The sequence below is a fragment of the Propionibacterium acidifaciens genome (genome assembly GCF_003798325.1).
In the GTDB taxonomy this organism is placed as follows: Bacteria; Actinomycetota; Actinomycetes; order Propionibacteriales; family Propionibacteriaceae; genus Propionibacterium; species Propionibacterium acidifaciens.
Genome location: NZ_CP033719.1, coordinates 1,817,950 through 1,833,629 on the forward strand (window position 1 = coordinate 1,817,950; position 15,680 = coordinate 1,833,629).

The window sequence follows — 15,680 nt, forward strand, 5'->3', positions numbered from 1 at the left end:
TTGCGGCCGGACTGGTGATTGTTGCCATCGCGATTCTCGCGTCCGTCTCTGATCCGGGAGACAGGTATACGTCCTTATTTTTCTTGCTCCATGCGCTCGGAGTGCTCCTCGTCATCGTCGCTGCGGTTGTCGCCATCATTTCCGGTGGTGCGGCCGTGCGGGCTCGCAGAAGGGTCGTGCTGAGCGCCGGTGCAACCCTGATGACCATCCATCTGCTGGGGAGCACGGCATTCTGGTGGGCGCTCGGTGGGCATTACGGTCTCATCCGGTTGAAGTATGACGACGATTGGATCATCGGAAGCAGCATCACCGAGGTCGAAGAAAGGTACGGCGAAGCAGAGGAGTGCGGCGGCCATGGCTACTGCTACCCTCTTTATGAGGACGAAGCGGCAATCATGCCCTCGCATCTTGCTGTGCGCTATGCCATGTTCACGGACGAAGGCGGCGTGGTGACAGAGGTCGATGACCACTATTGCCCGGGGGGATGATTCGCCCATGCGGGGATGGAATTCCATGCCGGCACTGGGAGGGCCGTGCGGGAACGGCTGGCCGGCTGGTGGGCCGGCGCGCGTGGAGCGGTGGTTCCGTCGTGGGGTCCGGACTCCCGCACGTCATGCGAGGCTTGTTCACGGCATCCATGGGGCGCTCCCGACCAGGGGCGGCACCCTTGATCGGATTCGGGTCCTTGTGAACGGACCTCATCGGCGCCGGTCGGTGGTCAGCCCGGCGATGGTCGCCAGCGCCCTGTCGAGGGTCGTGCGGTCGCGGGCCACGGGGAGCCGCAAATGCGTCCGGTGGGATCCGTGGGCCGAGAAGTTCGGTCCGGCCGAGATGAGGAGACCAGCCTGTTTCGCCCGTTCGGCGAGGGCCGCGGCGTCCTCGCCGGTGTCGATCCACAGAGCCGCGCCGCCGTCGACGGGCGGCCACGTCCAGCGGGGGAGGTGCTCGTGGAGGAGCCCCTCGGCGATGGATCTGGCGACGGAGAGCATCGCTGCGCGTTCGCGCCGCGCCTCGTCCGCGCGTTCGAGCAGGCGGACGGCGATCAACTGGTCGATGACCGAGGTGCTCAGGTCGACGGCCTTGCGCGCCTCGAGAAGGGTCCGCACCCGGGAGCGGGACGTCCTGATCCACCCCACGCGGATCCCGCCCCAGAAGAGCTTCGACAGGCTCCCGATCGAGACGAGCCGGTCGTCCGGGAGGAGCCCCGCAAGCGTCCGCCCGGGGCGGCCCTCGAGGGTGAGGTCGTAGGAGCAGCAGTCCTCGACGGCGAGGGTGCGGCCGCCGGCGAGCGCCGAGGCGAGCCGGCGGCGCCTGGCCGGGTCCGTCGCGAGGCCGGTGGGGTTGTGGACGCCGGTCTGGAGATAGGCCAGCACCGGCCTCTTCGCCAGGGCCTGCTCGAGGAGGGGCAGGTTGATGCCGTGCCGCTCGAAGGGCACGCTCCTCATCCGGGCCCCTCTCGTCCGGAGGGTCTCCAGCGCGCCGCGATAGCTGGGATCCTCGACGACCACCTCGTCCCCGGCGGTCAGATAGGTGCCGAACACCAGGGACGTCGCGTGCTGGGCGCCGCTGGTCACCACGATCTGGTCCGGCGCCGTCGCCACCCCGTCGCGGCTCAGCCGCTCCGCGATGGCCGTCCGCAGGGCGGGCAGCCCCGCCGGGAAGTAGCCGTTGGTGGGCAGATAGTCGTGGAGGGCGTCGAAGCGGATCTGCCCCATCACCTCACGGGCCACCGCGGAGGCCGGGAGGGCGCCGCTCGACAGGTCGATCCGCCGGCGGGACTCGTCCGAGAAGGAGAACAGGCGCCCGGTCAGGTTCGCGCCCGGGGCGCTCGGCTCGGCGCGCACCCTCGAACCCGATCCCGTCCGGGTCAGCAGTCGTCCCCGCTGTTCGAGGAGCCCGTAGGCGCTCGTGACGGTGCCGCGAGCGATGCCCAGCTGCCGGGCGAGCTCGCGCTGGGCGGGCAGGGCCGTGCCCGCCGGGATCATGTTCGCGTCGATGAGTTCGGCGATCCCGTCCGCGAGCGCCGAGGACAGGGGGCCCCTGCCGTCCTGCCATGGCCCCAGCATCGCCGACAGCTCCGCGGCGGTGCGACTGATGACTGCCATGGGTCAAGTCTTCTCCCCGCCGCGATCCGCGAACGGACCAATTGCTCCCAACCGGCCCATCGCCGTGACGGCCTCCGCCCCTAGAGTCGTGGGCATGGTGCGGATCACGAAGGAGTGAGAGCATGGCGGTTGTCCTGCTTGTGGGCACGCTCGACACCAAGGCCGAGGAGTACGCCTGGCTGCGTGAACGGTTGCGCGAGCACGGCGTCGGGACGTGCATGATGGACGTGGGCTCCTTCTCGAGGAGTCCGATGGCCGATGTCACCTCGGACGAGGTGATCGTGGCGGCCGGGGAGGACCCCGAGGAGTTGAGGGCGGCCCGCGACCGCGGACGGTCGATGGCGACGATGTCGCGCGGGGCGGCGGTCCTCGCCCGCGCGATGGCCGGGGAGGGACGCATCCAGGGTCTGCTCGGGGTGGGCGGCTCCGGTGGCAGCTCGGTCGTCGGGGCCGTGATGCAGGCGCTGCCGGTCGGTCTGCCCAAACTGCTCGTCTCGACGATGGCGTCGGGGGACGTGAGGCCCTACGTCGGCGACGTGGACGCGACGATCATGTACTCGGTGGTGGACATCGCCGGCGTCAACGACGTCTCGGCGCCGATCCTCGGCAATGCGTGCGCCGGCATCGCCGCGATGGCCCGGGCCTGCGAGAGGCGCCGGAGCGAACCCGTTGACGCCGACCGGCCGCCGGTCGTGGCCATCACGATGTTCGGGCTCACCACGCCCGCCGCGGACGAGGCCCGCGAGCGCCTGAACGAGCTGGGCTACGAGGTCCTCGTCTTCCACGCCACCGGCGCCGGCGGGCGCGCCATGGAGAAGCTCGTCGAGTCCGGTCTCGTGACGGGCGTCCTCGACCTCACGACCACGGAGCTCGCGGACGAGCTCGTCGGGGGCGTGCTCAGCGCCGGCCCCCACCGGCTGGAGAGGGCGGGAGCCCTGGGCGTCCCACAGGTCGTGAGCCTCGGGGCCCTGGACATGGTCAACTTCGGACCGAGGAGCACCGTTCCCGAGAGGTTCGGCGGCCGGACCTTCCTCGTCCACAACCCGACGGTCACTCTCATGCGGACCACGCCGGACGAGATGGCCGAGCTGGGGCGCCGGATCGCCCACAAGCTCGCCGCGTCGAACGGCCCGGTCCGGCTGCACATTCCGCTGCGGGGCCTCTCCGGCATCGACGTCGAGGGCGGCCCCTTCCGCGACGAGGGCGCGGACGAGCGGCTCTTCGACGCCCTGCGCGAGGGGCTGGCGGGCAGCGACGTCGTCGTGGTCGAGAAGGACCAGACGATCAACGACCCGGGTTTCGGCCGTGACATGGCCGAGGCCCTCGATGAACTCATCAAGAACTCCGAGCACTGAGGAGGAACAATGTCGTCACGTCACGAGATCCTGGATGGTTTCCGTCGTCAGGTCGCCGAGGGCAGGCCCGTCATCGGCGGTGGTGCGGGCACCGGTATCTCCGCGAAGTCCGCCGAGGCCGGCGGCATCGACCTGCTCATCATCTACAACTCGGGGCGCTTCCGCATGGCCGGTCGCGGCTCCCTGTCCGGGCTGCTCGCCTACGGCGACGCCAATGCCATCGTCATGGAGATGGCCAACGAGGTCCTGCCCGTGGTCAAGCGCACCCCGGTGCTGGCCGGCGTCAACGGCACCGATCCATTCCGCGTCATGCCCCACTTCCTCAGGCAGGTCAAGGAGATCGGCTTCGCCGGCGTGCAGAACTTCCCGACCGTCGGCCTCATCGACGGGGTCTTCCGCGCGAATCTCGAGGAGACCGGCATGGGCTACGGCCACGAGGTCGACATGATCCGCATGGCCCACGAGCTCGATCTCATCACCTCGCCGTACGTCTTCGACGAGGAGCAGGCCGCCGACATGGCCCGGGCGGGCGCCGACATCCTCGTGCCCCACATGGGCCTGACCACCTCGGGCACGATCGGCGCGAAGACGGCCATCACCCTCGAGGAGGCGGCAGTGAAGGTCCAGACCCTGGCCGACGCCGCGCGCAGGGTCAACCCCGACATCCTCTGCCTGTGCCACGGCGGGCCCATCGCGAACCCCGAGGACGCCCAGTACGTCCTCGACCACACCGAGGGCATCACCGGATTCTACGGGGCCAGCTCGGTGGAGCGCTTCCCCACCGAGACCGGCATCAAGGAGCAGACCGAGAGGTTCAAGGCGATCACCTTCACGAAGCAGGGGTGACGGCCGGCGGACCGGGGCGGCGGGGGCGGGCCGGGCTCGTCCCCGCCGCTGTTCGTCGGTCCTCATCCCCGACGCCCGGCGGTTCCGAGGCACGAGGATCAGGGTTCATCGGGGCCGTGCTCAGGCGGCCCGGTCCCCCAGTCTCCTGCGCTCGGTCTCGACCGTCTGTTCGTTCAATGTGCGCTGGTCCATGAGGAAGCGTCTCCTGCGCTCGGCCTCCTTCGTGGGAAGGAGATGCTGGAATGCAGCGGCGAACACGGTCTGGAGGATTGTCAGGGTGATGAACGAGATGAGGAACCAGTGGGCATGCCCGGTGAGTGCTATGGGTAAGCACAGGGTGAAAGATGACAGGACAGAGGACGAGACAGCTGGCAAGAACATCACAGCCCAACGGGGCGGCTTGTCGTCGTACATCTTGGTGAACCACCGTGCTCGTGCCAAGTTTCTCGTGGAGTAGGCGAGAAAGAACAGCATGATACCCAGAGAAATTAGGGGTAAAGCCATGGTCAGTTTCACCGAATGCCTGATCGCATGAGTGCAAACAAAGGCGAAGCAGAGGATGACAACAGTAACGGCGGCGAAGATGACCAGGAATCCCACGCTGAGTGCCTGATGGAACAGGTGCTCGAGCTTCTCCAAGAATGATCGATGCACCGGTTCACTCGATGTCGACTGGTCCTCGGAGAGCAGCGCATCGATTCTCCCGATGGTCTTCTCGGCCTTGTGAAGGTTCCGACGCCGCTCGTCGACAACGATGTTGGTCAGGGTCGGCGGAAGGAGGGCGAACAGGATGATCATGACGCTGGAGATGACGCCGTAGATTGAGACCCCGACCTCCGTTGAGGATGAATGAGGCATCGAGAGGATGGACAGGGTGGCCACAGTGAAACTGGCGATGTGGATCGCCCTGTTCAGGAAGAGCTGGCGGCCGCGGTCCTCGAGGGACGCCGATCGCCCGTCTCCGGTGAGAATCGGTATGGAGAACAATCCGATGACCAGTGTCATCATCGGAAGCGTCAGGGGGGTGAGATCGCCGAGGAATCCCGCTATTCGCGCCCAAGTTTGCGCGAAGCCAGCCACTGTGAACGGGGCAGGTGGTCTCGCGATCCAGTGGACGAGCATGGTGACAGCGAATCCGGCGGTCAGGATGATGGCTGCGTACAGGACATAAATTATCGTCAAGTCGTGCAGGATGCGGTAGGCGCCAGAGCCCTGAGCTGCCGCTGACGGGGACGGGTCTTCAGACGACGGGTCTCCGGTGCTCCGTCGGTCCCGATGAACGAAATGTCTCAGCACGATGGGTTCCGCCGAGTTCCCGTGGAGCTCACGTAATGCCTGGTTCGCGCAACGAAGGTCTGAGTCGACCGAACTGGTACTGTCCGCGGGAAGCTCAACTCGTGCCAGGGCCGAGGTCATGCACGCCACCCTCTGGGAGGCCAGAGCGCGAAGTCTCTTGTCCGGCGCTTCACGGTGCGGGAGTGCCTGGATCCTCCACAGGAGGACGCGGACCGCGCTCGCGGTGCTCATCGGGTGCTGGCAGTCGGGCCTCCCCGCTTGGTCGAGACATGTCATCGCCTCGGCGACTTCTGGTGAACTCATGTCACGGACGATCTGTCTCCACTGCCGGTTCAAGGTTGCGTTCATCATGCGTCGGTCTGGCCCCTCCCCTCAGGCCCATGCAGTTCTGCATCGTGGAAGGTCATCATGTTGCCGGGGTTCCAGCTGGCATGACCCTCATCATGCAGCCTGCGTGGGCCCGCGCCTTGGAGTCGCAGCAGAGGCCCGGGAGAACTGGGGGTGCCCCTCGCCTGTCAGCATCCCTTCAGCCCTTGGAACCGATGCAATGGGTGGCTCATGCTCGTTCACAGCAGAGGGCATCTGCGCTCTGGTCGGTCAGGGACGTATGCAGAACGGTTGCCGTCACCGGGGTTCGCAAGGACGCCGGACCCAGACCTGGTGCGGAGGCGACGTGGGGGAACGGGCGTGCGAGGGTTCTCCGGGCCAGGATCACTGCTGGGGAGCTGGCCGCTCTGAGCGCGGCTGCTGGCCGCCGAGGGCTGCCGGTGCTCACCCTGGCCAAAGGCAAGATGATCCTGCGTGGGCGGTGTCGGGCTCCGGCTCGGAGCCGGTGATCGTCCGGAGGCGTGCCGATCTGGTGACGCCGGCGGCGGTGACTCGTGGTTCGGGTCCAAGAGGCACCGTGAGCGCTGGGCCGTACGATGTGCGGGTCGCTCTCACTCTGTTGCTCAGGACGCTGAAGGACGTTGTCGAAGAGTGAGGACTCACGGAATGTGGGTCGTCTGCGCTAGCGTTGAAGCGATCACGGGGAGGTGGACGAGATGCGAGAGTCAACTGTTGACCGCGCGATGGCCGCTGCGCAGACCATCAATGCCCTGAGCCGGGTGTTCGGCGAGATGCAGGCCCAGAAGCTCGTCTACTACGCCCAGGCGTGGTCCTTGGTGTGGGACGGTCGTCCGCTCTTCTCCAACCGGATCGAGGCGTGGCAGATGGGTCCTGTGGTCCCCTCCCTGCGTCATGCTCTTCATGTGATCCAGCAGGCGCCTCCTGCCGGAGTGTTCACCGCCTCTGAGGAGGCCACTCTCGACGCAGTGACCGGCTACTACGGTGCCATGGGCGGCAGCGCGTTGGGCGAGCTGACCCATCGCGAAGGGCCGTGGCGCGAGGTGTGGGGCGACAGACCACGAGACGCTCAGTGCAGCGACCCGATCCCCCTCGACGCGATGCGCAGGTTCTACACGCGCATGGCCCTGCGGGGGGAGGGGCCGCGACGCCCCATGACGCCCACGGTGGAGGCCTCTGATGGGGCGATTGAGCGGATCGCCGCTGACACCTCGCGCCGCTGGGCCAAGACGCTGGCCATCCTCGGCTCGTGACCGTCGAGATCACTTGGGAGCAGTGTCAACGGATCTACTCCCAGCAGGTGCACGCAGGGCTGCTCCTTGATGAAGGGAAACTTCGGGGCGCCCTGTGTGCACCATTTCTCGGATTCGACGGCCATGAGGCCCATCCGACGCTGCCCGGCAAGGCCGCGAAGCTCATCGCGGCCGTCGCGACAGCTCACGCCTACCGTGACGGCAACAAGCGGCTCGCCTGGCACCTCGGCGTCGCCTTCTTGGAACTGAATGGGCTCTTGGTCGTTGCCGAACAGGAGGACGCCGCGAACGCCGTCCTGATGGTCGTCATGAACGTGTGGCGGAACGAGGAACTCGCTGAATGGCTCATCGAGCACACCGAGATGATCCGAGCCGAGTAGCTGCGGGCTGCACTCCTGCTGACTTGTCGATGTCTTGAGACTTGTTCACGGCATCCTCGGATGACGCTCTGACCAGGGGCGGGGACCGTGGTCTGACCTCTATCCTCTATGAATGAGCCTTCTTCTTGTGCGGCGCAGGAATGGGACGGGACCAGAGCGGATCACAGCGGAAGTTCGGGAAGTGAGCGGATGATCCTCATCGTCTCGACGGAGACGCGGGTGACGCGCTTGACGAGGTCGATGATGTAGCGGGGGTCGTCGTGCTCACGGCACCAGTCGTTCGGATCGTTGACGATGCCCGAGTCCTTGTCGGTTCTCACTCGGTAGCGGTCGATGAGCCACTCGAGGCCAGAGCGAGAGCCGAGCATGTACTCGTTCGCCTCGGCCGGGATGTCGCTGAGGGTGAGATGGGTGTTGTAGACGATGGCCTTCTTCGTCTGCTTGTCCTGCCATCTCATCTTCTGCACCCGGTAAAGATCCCCGTCATCGACCCCGAACGGATGAGTCGACTCGTGCAGCGGGTAGGGGTCGACAGACTCGTAGTTCATGTGCAGATCGGCGAGCCGTCTGCCGGTCTCGGCGAAGGTGCCGAAGTCATTCCTGCTGGCAGCAAGCGGGATCCGAGGAAGCATCCGCTTCAGGTCGGCGGCGAAGGTGTTGCGGTACTGCGGCGAGTGCAGCACTGCGTAGACATAATAAAAAATGTCGTCCTTGCTCACTTGGGGTCCGAAGGCCGATTGATAGATGGTGAGAATCTCATCGGTGATGTTGTCGACGCGGCGGTAGCCGTTGATGACGGGCCCCTCGACCGGCGGAAGGAAGAGGGCGGTGTCATCCTCGACCTTCTCATAGGTCCAGCGGGGGAAGAACTGAGCCGTGTATGTGTAAGTTGCAACATCCGGGAGAGAATCTTGCATCAAAACAGCGAAACTCGCATGAGGGTGGGGTGCAATTACTCCGAACCCATAGTTCTCATGCTTCGGCGTGGGGAAGATCTCTTCGAGTCGGTAGATCATGTCGTTGAACGGTCGGTCGAAGTATCCGTACTGCGCCGTGAAGGGGCGGTACGAGGCTCGGTAGATGCGCTCCGGCCTGAACTCGTGACGTCGTCCCCGTGTAGCATCTCTGATGAGACCACGACTCCAACTGATTCTCGTGGGGTCCTTGTCCAAACGATCCTTGTCGCCCTCGCAGCTCAGCGCTTCGCTGTTGTACGCGGAGATCATCGCGCGCATGGTGCGTTCGAGTTTCGTGCGGCTGAAGTTGTATGGCCGTCATGAAACAAAATCGTTTCTGGTTTCGCGGAGTGGAAGGTGCTCGAAGTCGTGGTCGACGGTGCGGCCGGTGACGTATGAGGCGAACGCGCCGAAGGTTTCTTCGAGGGTCTCGCGCTGAATGTTCGCGATGTTGCTCTTGGCCGCGTTCCAGACGTGCTCGACCGGATTGTGATCGGGCGCGTACGGCGGCAGGAGAACAGAAGTGATGCTCTCCAGCAGCTGACCGGGCCCGTGGAGGCCGGTCAACGCTTTCGCGTGGTGGAATCGGGCGTTGTCCAGGACAACCGCGATCTTCTCTGTCTCGGTTTCTCGTTGGAGTCGTTCCAGTGCGAGGATCGTCTGCTCGGTGTCCCGGTTCACCTCGATCGGGTACAGCGTGACTGTTCTGCTGGTCGGGGGGAGGGCGCCGAAGAACGACTGGGACGTCCTCTGCCGGTCCACGGACAGCTTGGTGCGCTGTCCTTTCGGGGGCTGCATGCGGCGGGTCCAGGCCTCGTACTCCAAGCGGACCTCGTCTGCCGTGTAGACCTCCCAGCCCTGATCCAACAGGGCCTTGACTTGGGTTTTCACCTCGGCCATGCGTCTGGTGATGGCTTTCTCGTCGCGGTGCTCGTCGAACGGGTCCGGGCGGTTCGAGGCTCAGCCCGCAGAAGCGCAGGAGCAGCTGGTACGAGGAGTCCGACTGGTGTTCCACGTCGAACATGATCTTCACGACGTCACGTATCGCTGGGACGTCCCAGAACTCGGCGCGGACACCCGTCTGAGAGGGCGGCTGGGCGAGGATTTTCTTGAGTTCTTGTTTCTGGTCGCGGGTGAGTTTCGCCGCGTTCTGGTTCCCCGCATGGCCGGTCAGGACCGAGCACATCCTGGTGGCCTGCCAGTCGGCCAGCCATTCCTGCACCGTCCTCTCGGCCCGTTCGACCATCTTCGCGATGATGCCGATTCCGACTCATTCAGAGGCGTACAGGATCGCTTCTGCTTTCATCCGCACCAGCACATGATTGTCGGAACGCTTCTTCCACCTGATCAGGGCGGCTGTTTCCTCCGGGGCGACCCCGACCTGCATGCTCCGATCATATCCGAAACAGCACAGGAAATCCACGAAAAATACGGTTTCGTTTCATGTCAGCCATAGCACCAGGCGTCACGATTGGTCTTCAGTCCTGCTGAGAATAGACGAAATATCGGTGGTTGTGATTCATTTTTATTCTTGTTGCCGATGGGCGGGAAGGCGTCGAAGTTCTCGCTGCGCTGGTTGATCCAGTCGCCGGCCTCGTTCGGCGTGATCTCCCGCCAGGGCACCGTGCTCAATCGTGCGTCGTCGATGCCGGTCAGCTTCTCCTCCCGGCTCTGGTAGTCGGGCACGGCCCAGTAGTGCAGCCGGCAGCCCGAGGCCGCGGGATCCTTGGCGGCGATGAGCACGGCGACGCCGGTCCTGGCGCCCGAGCCGAAGACTTTGCCGCCCTCGCGGCGGGAGGTCTCGCCGGCGGTGCGTTGATTCCCGCGCAGGTTGTACACCCAGATGTGGCTGAACTCATCGGTGAAGCACTGGCGGATTCCGTCGGCGGTGTTGCCGTCCACCCAGCCGTTGTTCGAGACGAAGGCCATGACGCCCTGCTCGCCGAGCCGGTCGCCGGCCCAGCGGAAGGCCCGGATGTAGGAGTCGTAGAGGCTGTTCTTGTTCGTGGCCGTCGACCGGGCCGCGTAGCTGTCGGCGATCCTGCCGTCCAAGGTGGGGTAGCGCAGGTTCGCGTTGTCGTCGTTGGCGCTCGACTGGCCCGCCGAGTACGGCGGGTTCCCGACGATCACCTTGATGGGCGTGCGCAGCTGGGCCTCGATGCGCTCGTTGTTCACCGGGATGAGCGAGTTGTCGGCCCGGTCGCCGTCCTCGGTGATCTGGAAGGTGTCGGCGAGCGTCGCGCCGGGGAACGGCACGTAGGGGGCCTGCTCATCGGGGCCGAGCTCGCACTGACGGATCGCCTGATTGGTCGTCTCGATGTTCACGCAGGCGATGTAGTAGGCCAGCAGCATGATCTCGTTGGCCCACAGCTCGTGCGCGTACTTCCTCGCCAGGTCGGCCGGGGCGATGATGCCCGACTGCAGCAGCCGCACGATGAAGGTGCCCGTGCCGGTGAACGGGTCGAGCACGTGCACGCCCTCGTCGCTGATGCCGTAGCCGAACTCGCTGCGGCAGACCTCGTCGGCGGCGCGCAGGATGAAGTCGACGATCTCCACCGGCGTGTAGACCACCCCGAAGGAGCCGGCCTGCTTCGGGAAGGCCTTCTTGAAGAAGTCCTCGTAGAGCCGGTGGATGATCGTCTGGCGCCCCTTGGGCGTCGTGATGCCGGCGGCCCTGGCCCGCACGGAGTCGTAGAAACCGGCCAGGTCGGCCGTCTCGGCCTCCAGCCCCTGCCCGGCCAGCGCGTCGACCATCGTCTGCATCGAGACGGAGACCGGATTGTGCTCGGCGAACGAGCCGGCGGGGAAGAGGGCCTCGAAGACCGGCCGGGTGATGAGGTGCTGGCTCAGCATGTCGATCGCGTCGGCCTCGCCGATCGACTCGTTGAGGTTCGCGCGCAGGCCCTCGAGGAACTCCTCGAAACGACCCGCCGGCGGGCCGCCGTCCCGCCGGGCCGTGGCGAGGATCGCGCCGATGCGGCTGATCTGGTTCGTGTGGATGTGCACGACGTCATCGGCCCAGTTGTCCCAGTAGTCGCGCTCGCCGACGTTCCTGACGATGCGGGCGAGGATCGCATTCCTCATCTCAAGGGCGAACAAGGGCGCCTGGGCCACCAGTGCCGTCCTGGTCGCGGCAGCGCCTTCGGCGTCCTCATCGCTGCCGGTTCCCACGGCGTCGAAGACCCCGATGCCGATCCTGCCCTTGGTGGAGCCGTCGAGGTCGATGGAGTTGATCATCGCGTTGAAGCGGTCGTCGTGGGCGCGCAGCGCGTTGAGCACGTCCCAGACCACCTTGAACCGCTTGTTGCTGCGCATCGCCGTCTCAGGCGACTCGTTCGCGTCGATGGCGACCGGCAGGATGATGTAGCCGTAGTCCTTGCCCCTGGCCCTGCGCATGACGCGCCCGACCGACTGCACGACGTCCACCAGCGAATTGCGCGGCGACAGGAAGAGCACGGCGTCGAGGGCCGGAACGTCGACGCCCTCCGACAGGCACCGCGCGTTCGACAGGACGCGGCACTCGTTCTCGGGCACGGGCGCCTTGAGCCAGGCGAGCTGCTCCGAGCGGGCCAACGCGTTCATCGTGCCGTCGACGTGGTGGCACGCCACCTCCAGATCGGGGGTGTTCCGGTCGGCGATGAGACTGTCGACGACATCGGGGACGGCCCGGGCGAAGGCCTTCGAGGCCTTGATGTTCTGCGCGAAAGCGACCGCCCTCCTCATCGGTGCAGGATTCGGGCCGAAGTCCATGTCGGTGGTGCGTTTGGCCAGGCCGTTCCAGCAGCCGACGATCCTCGCCGCGTCATCGAGGGTGATCTCGTGCTCCTCGTTGGCCAAGGAGCCCTGCAAGGGCCCGGCGACGGCATCGTTCGCGACGCACAGGATCATCACCTTGTAGTCGGCGAGCAGATCCCGCTCGACCGCCTCGCCGAAACCGAGCCGGTGGAGCTCGGGGCCGAAGATGGTCTCGTCATCCATCGAGGCGATGAGGGCGGACCGGTCCTCGGCCTTCCGCTTGGCCTCCTCGCCGTAGATGCGCGGGGTCGCCGTCATGTAGAGGCGCTTGTCGGCGGGGAGATAGGAGTCGTCGTGCACCTTGACGAAGGCCGACTCGTCACCCGCGCCCGGCAGCGTGACGCCCGTCGTGCGGTGCGCCTCGTCGCACAGGATGAGGTCGAACCGCTCATCCGAGGACCGCTGGGCCCGGGCGACGACGTCGATCGACTGGTAGGTCGAGAAGACGACCACCATCTGGCGGCCCCTGCGGCCGATCCCGCTCATCTGGGCGGCCAGCCGCCCGGCGTCGGTGGTGGGCAGCGGGATGTCGTGGACGGCGATGTCCTCGGCCTGCTTCGAGGCCTTCGTGTCCGAGCACACGACGAACGGACGGATGAGCGTCTGGGACTGGGCCATCCACTCGCGCAGCGTCTGCGAGACCAAGGAGATCGACGGCGCCAGGAAGAGGACCGTGAGGCGGCCGCCGTTCTCGGCGCAGCGCTGCTCGGCGAGCCTGAGCGAGGTGAAGGTCTTGCCCGTGCCGCATGCCGAGATCCACTTGCCCCGGTCGTGCGTGCGGAAGCCCTCCTGGATCCTGGCGACGGCCTCCTTCTGGTGGGGACGCAGGCTGTGGCGCACGGCCTTGCGGGGCTCGAAGCGCACCTCGACGTCGTCGTGGCGCATCCAGTCGATGGGGGACTCGGCGATGTCCGCCAGCCCGATGCGCTGCACCGGCACCGTCTGGTTCTCCAGGGCCCGCTCGGCGTGGCTCGACCAGCGGTCCGTCGTGGAGATGATGATGCGGTTGTCGAACGCGATGCTGTCCCAGGCCCTGCCCGAGGCGGTGAAGAAGGAGTCGATGTCGGCCTTCTGCAGGGAGTACCTCGGGTCGTAGAACTTGCACTGGATGGCCGTCCACCGGCCCGTCTGCGCGTTGCGTGCCACCAGATCGATGCCCGAGTCATGGGTGTGCTCGTTGTGCGACCAGTCGGGCCACGCCTGCACCTCGTCGTACTCGCTCGACAGGGTCGGATCGAGGCGGAACCAGGCGGCCATCAGCTGCTCGAACCGCGTACCCCGCTCGGCGGTCGAGCCCCGGCCGCGGAAGTCCTCGATGACCTGATGGATCGTCGTCCTCGTCGCCACAGCAGCCCTCCGGTGTCCCTCGTACTGGGGAAACAGTAGCGGCAGGGAGGACCGGACGCGGCTGCGGACCGCGCGTGGTGAGCGGTCGGATGGTCAGGACGCCGCCACGCGATCGCGGACGGAGCAGGGCGGGGCTCACGGTGAGGTGGGCCGGGGCGCACGACGAGGATGCCGAGGGCCGGGACGGGGGGCTTGCAGCGATGCGGACCGGCGCCGCGGCGCGGAGCCCACCGTCGGGCCCACCACCGGGCGGTCCTCCGGCGGGCGCCCGCCTCGTCGCAACGCCCGTGGGCCGGGGCGCGCGGGACGGTGGACGCGCGGGCCCGGCGCGTCACCCCATCGCGGCGGCCTGGGCCGTCGTCGCGGCCGCGCGGGCGCCCTGGGGCAGCGAGCGGATCTCACGCGTCCAGGCGCTGCTCGTGAGGGAGCCGGCCGACTGGATGTACCACGGCTGACCGAACCACGGCCGCGGGTCCTGGTCGATGCCGTACACGTAGGTCTCCCAGCAGGGCCAGTAGCCGCGCTCCGCCGACGCGTACTTCGGGCTCCTCGACACGTGGACCTTCTCGCCGATGCAGCAGGCGACGACCTGCTTGTTCTGCACCACGGCCACGGGCGTCACCGCGCCGTTCGGGGCGATGTCGGGGAAGGTCATCTGGTCGATCTGCTCGAGCCTGCCCCGGGTGCTCTGGCGGACGTAGAGCGCCACGGTCGACCTCGTCACGGACACGTGCCAGGGAGTGGCCTGCCCGAGACGGGTCTTCGTCAGGGGCCCCGCGTGCCAGGGGACGAGGGTCACGCTCGACCAGGGGCGGTCGTGCCCGGCCAGCTCGTCGAACGCCACGGAGCACCCCATGGCCATGACGGGCTGGTCTGCGGCGGCCGTGAAATAGGCCGCGTTCGTGCTGTAGGGGCCCGAGACCATGCCCGGTCCCCACTTCGGTGCCACTTCGTACCTGTCGGCGCCGTACAGGTCCATCGTCATCGGATCGGGCTGCTTCGGCATCGGAGTCCTCCTCGGTGGTCATCGCATGCGATCAGCGTGTGTGCGATTCGGCTTGTGGATGCAGGAATGTCTCTCATCCTGGCGTGCATCCCGACGTGCTGTCGACCCCCGGCGGGCCTCCGCCGGGGACCGAGACGCGGCGGGAGTCAGGGGGCGATGGGATGTCGACCGGGCCCGCCCCGGAGCCCGCGGACATCATTGCCGGGGGCGAACCGCTGCCCGTGGCGCCCGGCGCCGTCGGGCCCTGTGCGGGGGCTCCGTCCTCGCCTTGAGGGACCGCCGCGTGCCGCACCGACTGGCCATGATCCGGCCGTACCCCGACGGGATGGTCCTGTTCCTCGCCGCCCGGCCGGCGCGGAACAGGACCATGGGTGGGGATCCGGGCGGGACGGCGGGTCTCATTCGGGTTGCCAGGGGGTGATGACGGGTTGAACATGCTCGGGGAGCATGGTCGGTGCAGGCCGCCCGGAATCATCCCCGGTGCGGTGGGCGCGACGCGAGGTTCGTCGGGAACGGCGCCATCAGCGCCGTCGGATTCGCCCGAGAACGGCGGAACCCCTGGTCAATCGGGATTGACCAGGGGTTCTGCGTTGTGCGCGAGAGAGGAGTTGAACCTCCACGCCCTTGTCGGGCACTGGCACCTGAAGCCAGCGCGTCTGCCATTCCGCCACTCGCGCAGCGCCGCCGTCGGCGGCTCGGAAACCATAGCACAGCGACGCGGGCGCCCGGCAATCCATCCGGGGCGGCGGCCGGCGTCCCGAGCGGCCTCGATCGCCGACGGCCGGCGCGCGATCCCGCTCGTCCGCCGTCGCCGAACGGCGCCCCGAGGGGCCCGCACCCCTGAGGCGCGGGGCGCTCCCTCCTTCCTCGACGGCGGAGAAGGCGATGGACGACCGCACCCCTGAGACGCGGGGCGCTCCCGGGTCGGGGACCGGCCCGGGTCCAGGGGCGAAGAACCAGGTCATCCACAGGTGGATCACAGTCGGGCACCTTGCT

The 15,680-nt window shown here is 66.9% G+C and carries 11 protein-coding genes and 1 tRNA gene; 5 read left to right on the top strand and 7 right to left on the bottom strand.

Annotated features, from left to right (window positions below; genetic code table 11):
• The first annotated feature begins 14 nt into the window (after positions 1-14).
• Positions 15-488, top strand: coding sequence for a hypothetical protein (locus tag EGX94_RS07665; protein WP_123826131.1), 474 nt, complete (start codon positions 15-17; stop codon positions 486-488).
• Positions 489-698: 210 nt separating this feature from the next.
• Here EGX94_RS07665 and EGX94_RS07670 read toward each other — a convergent pair whose 3' ends face one another.
• Positions 699-2,105, bottom strand: a complete 1,407-nt coding sequence (locus tag EGX94_RS07670) for an aminotransferase-like domain-containing protein (RefSeq protein ID WP_021796599.1) — start codon at positions 2,103-2,105, stop codon at positions 699-701.
• 122 nt (positions 2,106-2,227) lie between these two features.
• Between EGX94_RS07670 and EGX94_RS07675 the strand changes: the two genes are divergently transcribed.
• A complete protein-coding gene (locus EGX94_RS07675) occupies positions 2,228-3,460 on the top strand; it encodes a Tm-1-like ATP-binding domain-containing protein (RefSeq protein ID WP_021796605.1) in 1,233 nt (410 codons plus the stop codon).
• A 9-nt stretch (positions 3,461-3,469) separates the two neighbouring features.
• Positions 3,470-4,306 (top strand): phosphoenolpyruvate hydrolase family protein, encoded by an 837-nt coding sequence (locus EGX94_RS07680; RefSeq protein ID WP_021796592.1) that lies wholly within the window; start codon positions 3,470-3,472, stop codon positions 4,304-4,306.
• Positions 4,307-4,426: 120 nt separating this feature from the next.
• On the opposite strand, the gene EGX94_RS07685 is transcribed toward EGX94_RS07680, so the two are convergent.
• Positions 4,427-5,953 carry a hypothetical protein gene (locus EGX94_RS07685; RefSeq protein ID WP_021796606.1) on the bottom strand — a complete coding sequence of 509 codons (1,527 nt, stop codon included), beginning with the start codon at positions 5,951-5,953 and terminating at the stop codon, positions 4,427-4,429.
• Between the two features lie 692 nt (positions 5,954-6,645).
• Between EGX94_RS07685 and EGX94_RS07690 the strand changes: the two genes are divergently transcribed.
• Together EGX94_RS07690 and EGX94_RS07695 are read left to right on the top strand one after the other, a co-directional pair.
• Complete coding sequence (locus EGX94_RS07690) at positions 6,646-7,200, top strand: Panacea domain-containing protein (protein WP_123826133.1); 555 nt, start codon at positions 6,646-6,648, stop codon at positions 7,198-7,200.
• Positions 7,197-7,580, top strand: coding sequence for a type II toxin-antitoxin system death-on-curing family toxin (locus EGX94_RS07695; RefSeq protein WP_021796595.1), 384 nt, complete (start codon positions 7,197-7,199; stop codon positions 7,578-7,580). Before EGX94_RS07690 ends, EGX94_RS07695 begins: the two co-directional genes overlap by 4 nt.
• Positions 7,581-7,741: 161 nt before the next feature.
• Here EGX94_RS07695 and EGX94_RS07700 read toward each other — a convergent pair whose 3' ends face one another.
• From EGX94_RS07700 to EGX94_RS07725, 5 genes are all read right to left on the bottom strand, one after another.
• Positions 7,742-8,806 carry a type ISP restriction/modification enzyme gene (locus tag EGX94_RS07700; protein WP_123826135.1) on the bottom strand — a complete coding sequence of 355 codons (1,065 nt, stop codon included), beginning with the start codon at positions 8,804-8,806 and terminating at the stop codon, positions 7,742-7,744.
• Positions 8,807-8,854: 48 nt separating this feature from the next.
• Positions 8,855-9,436: a transposase gene (locus EGX94_RS07705; RefSeq protein ID WP_021796593.1), complete on the bottom strand. Its 582-nt coding sequence runs from the start codon at positions 9,434-9,436 to the stop codon at positions 8,855-8,857.
• A 546-nt stretch (positions 9,437-9,982) separates the two neighbouring features.
• Complete coding sequence (locus tag EGX94_RS07715; RefSeq protein WP_021796600.1) at positions 9,983-13,678, bottom strand: DEAD/DEAH box helicase; 3,696 nt, start codon at positions 13,676-13,678, stop codon at positions 9,983-9,985.
• Between the two features lie 331 nt (positions 13,679-14,009).
• Positions 14,010-14,684 carry a hypothetical protein gene (locus EGX94_RS07720; RefSeq protein ID WP_021798779.1) on the bottom strand — a complete coding sequence of 225 codons (675 nt, stop codon included), beginning with the start codon at positions 14,682-14,684 and terminating at the stop codon, positions 14,010-14,012.
• A 593-nt stretch (positions 14,685-15,277) separates the two neighbouring features.
• Positions 15,278-15,361 (bottom strand) — tRNA-Leu (locus EGX94_RS07725).
• Positions 15,362-15,680 lie beyond the last annotated feature (319 nt).

Coding starts and splice junctions, on each gene's coding strand:
- EGX94_RS07670 (WP_021796599.1), bottom strand. CDS start 2,105: ATGGCAGTCATCAGTCGCACCGCCGCGGAGCTGTCGGCGATGCTGGGG.
- EGX94_RS07675 (WP_021796605.1), top strand. CDS start 2,228: ATGGCGGTTGTCCTGCTTGTGGGCACGCTCGACACCAAGGCCGAGGAG.
- EGX94_RS07680 (WP_021796592.1), top strand. CDS start 3,470: ATGTCGTCACGTCACGAGATCCTGGATGGTTTCCGTCGTCAGGTCGCC.
- EGX94_RS07685 (WP_021796606.1), bottom strand. CDS start 5,953: ATGATGAACGCAACCTTGAACCGGCAGTGGAGACAGATCGTCCGTGAC.
- EGX94_RS07690 (WP_123826133.1), top strand. CDS start 6,646: ATGCGAGAGTCAACTGTTGACCGCGCGATGGCCGCTGCGCAGACCATC.
- EGX94_RS07700 (WP_123826135.1), bottom strand. CDS start 8,806: ATGATCTCCGCGTACAACAGCGAAGCGCTGAGCTGCGAGGGCGACAAG.
- EGX94_RS07705 (WP_021796593.1), bottom strand. CDS start 9,436: ATGGCCGAGGTGAAAACCCAAGTCAAGGCCCTGTTGGATCAGGGCTGG.
- EGX94_RS07720 (WP_021798779.1), bottom strand. CDS start 14,684: ATGCCGAAGCAGCCCGATCCGATGACGATGGACCTGTACGGCGCCGAC.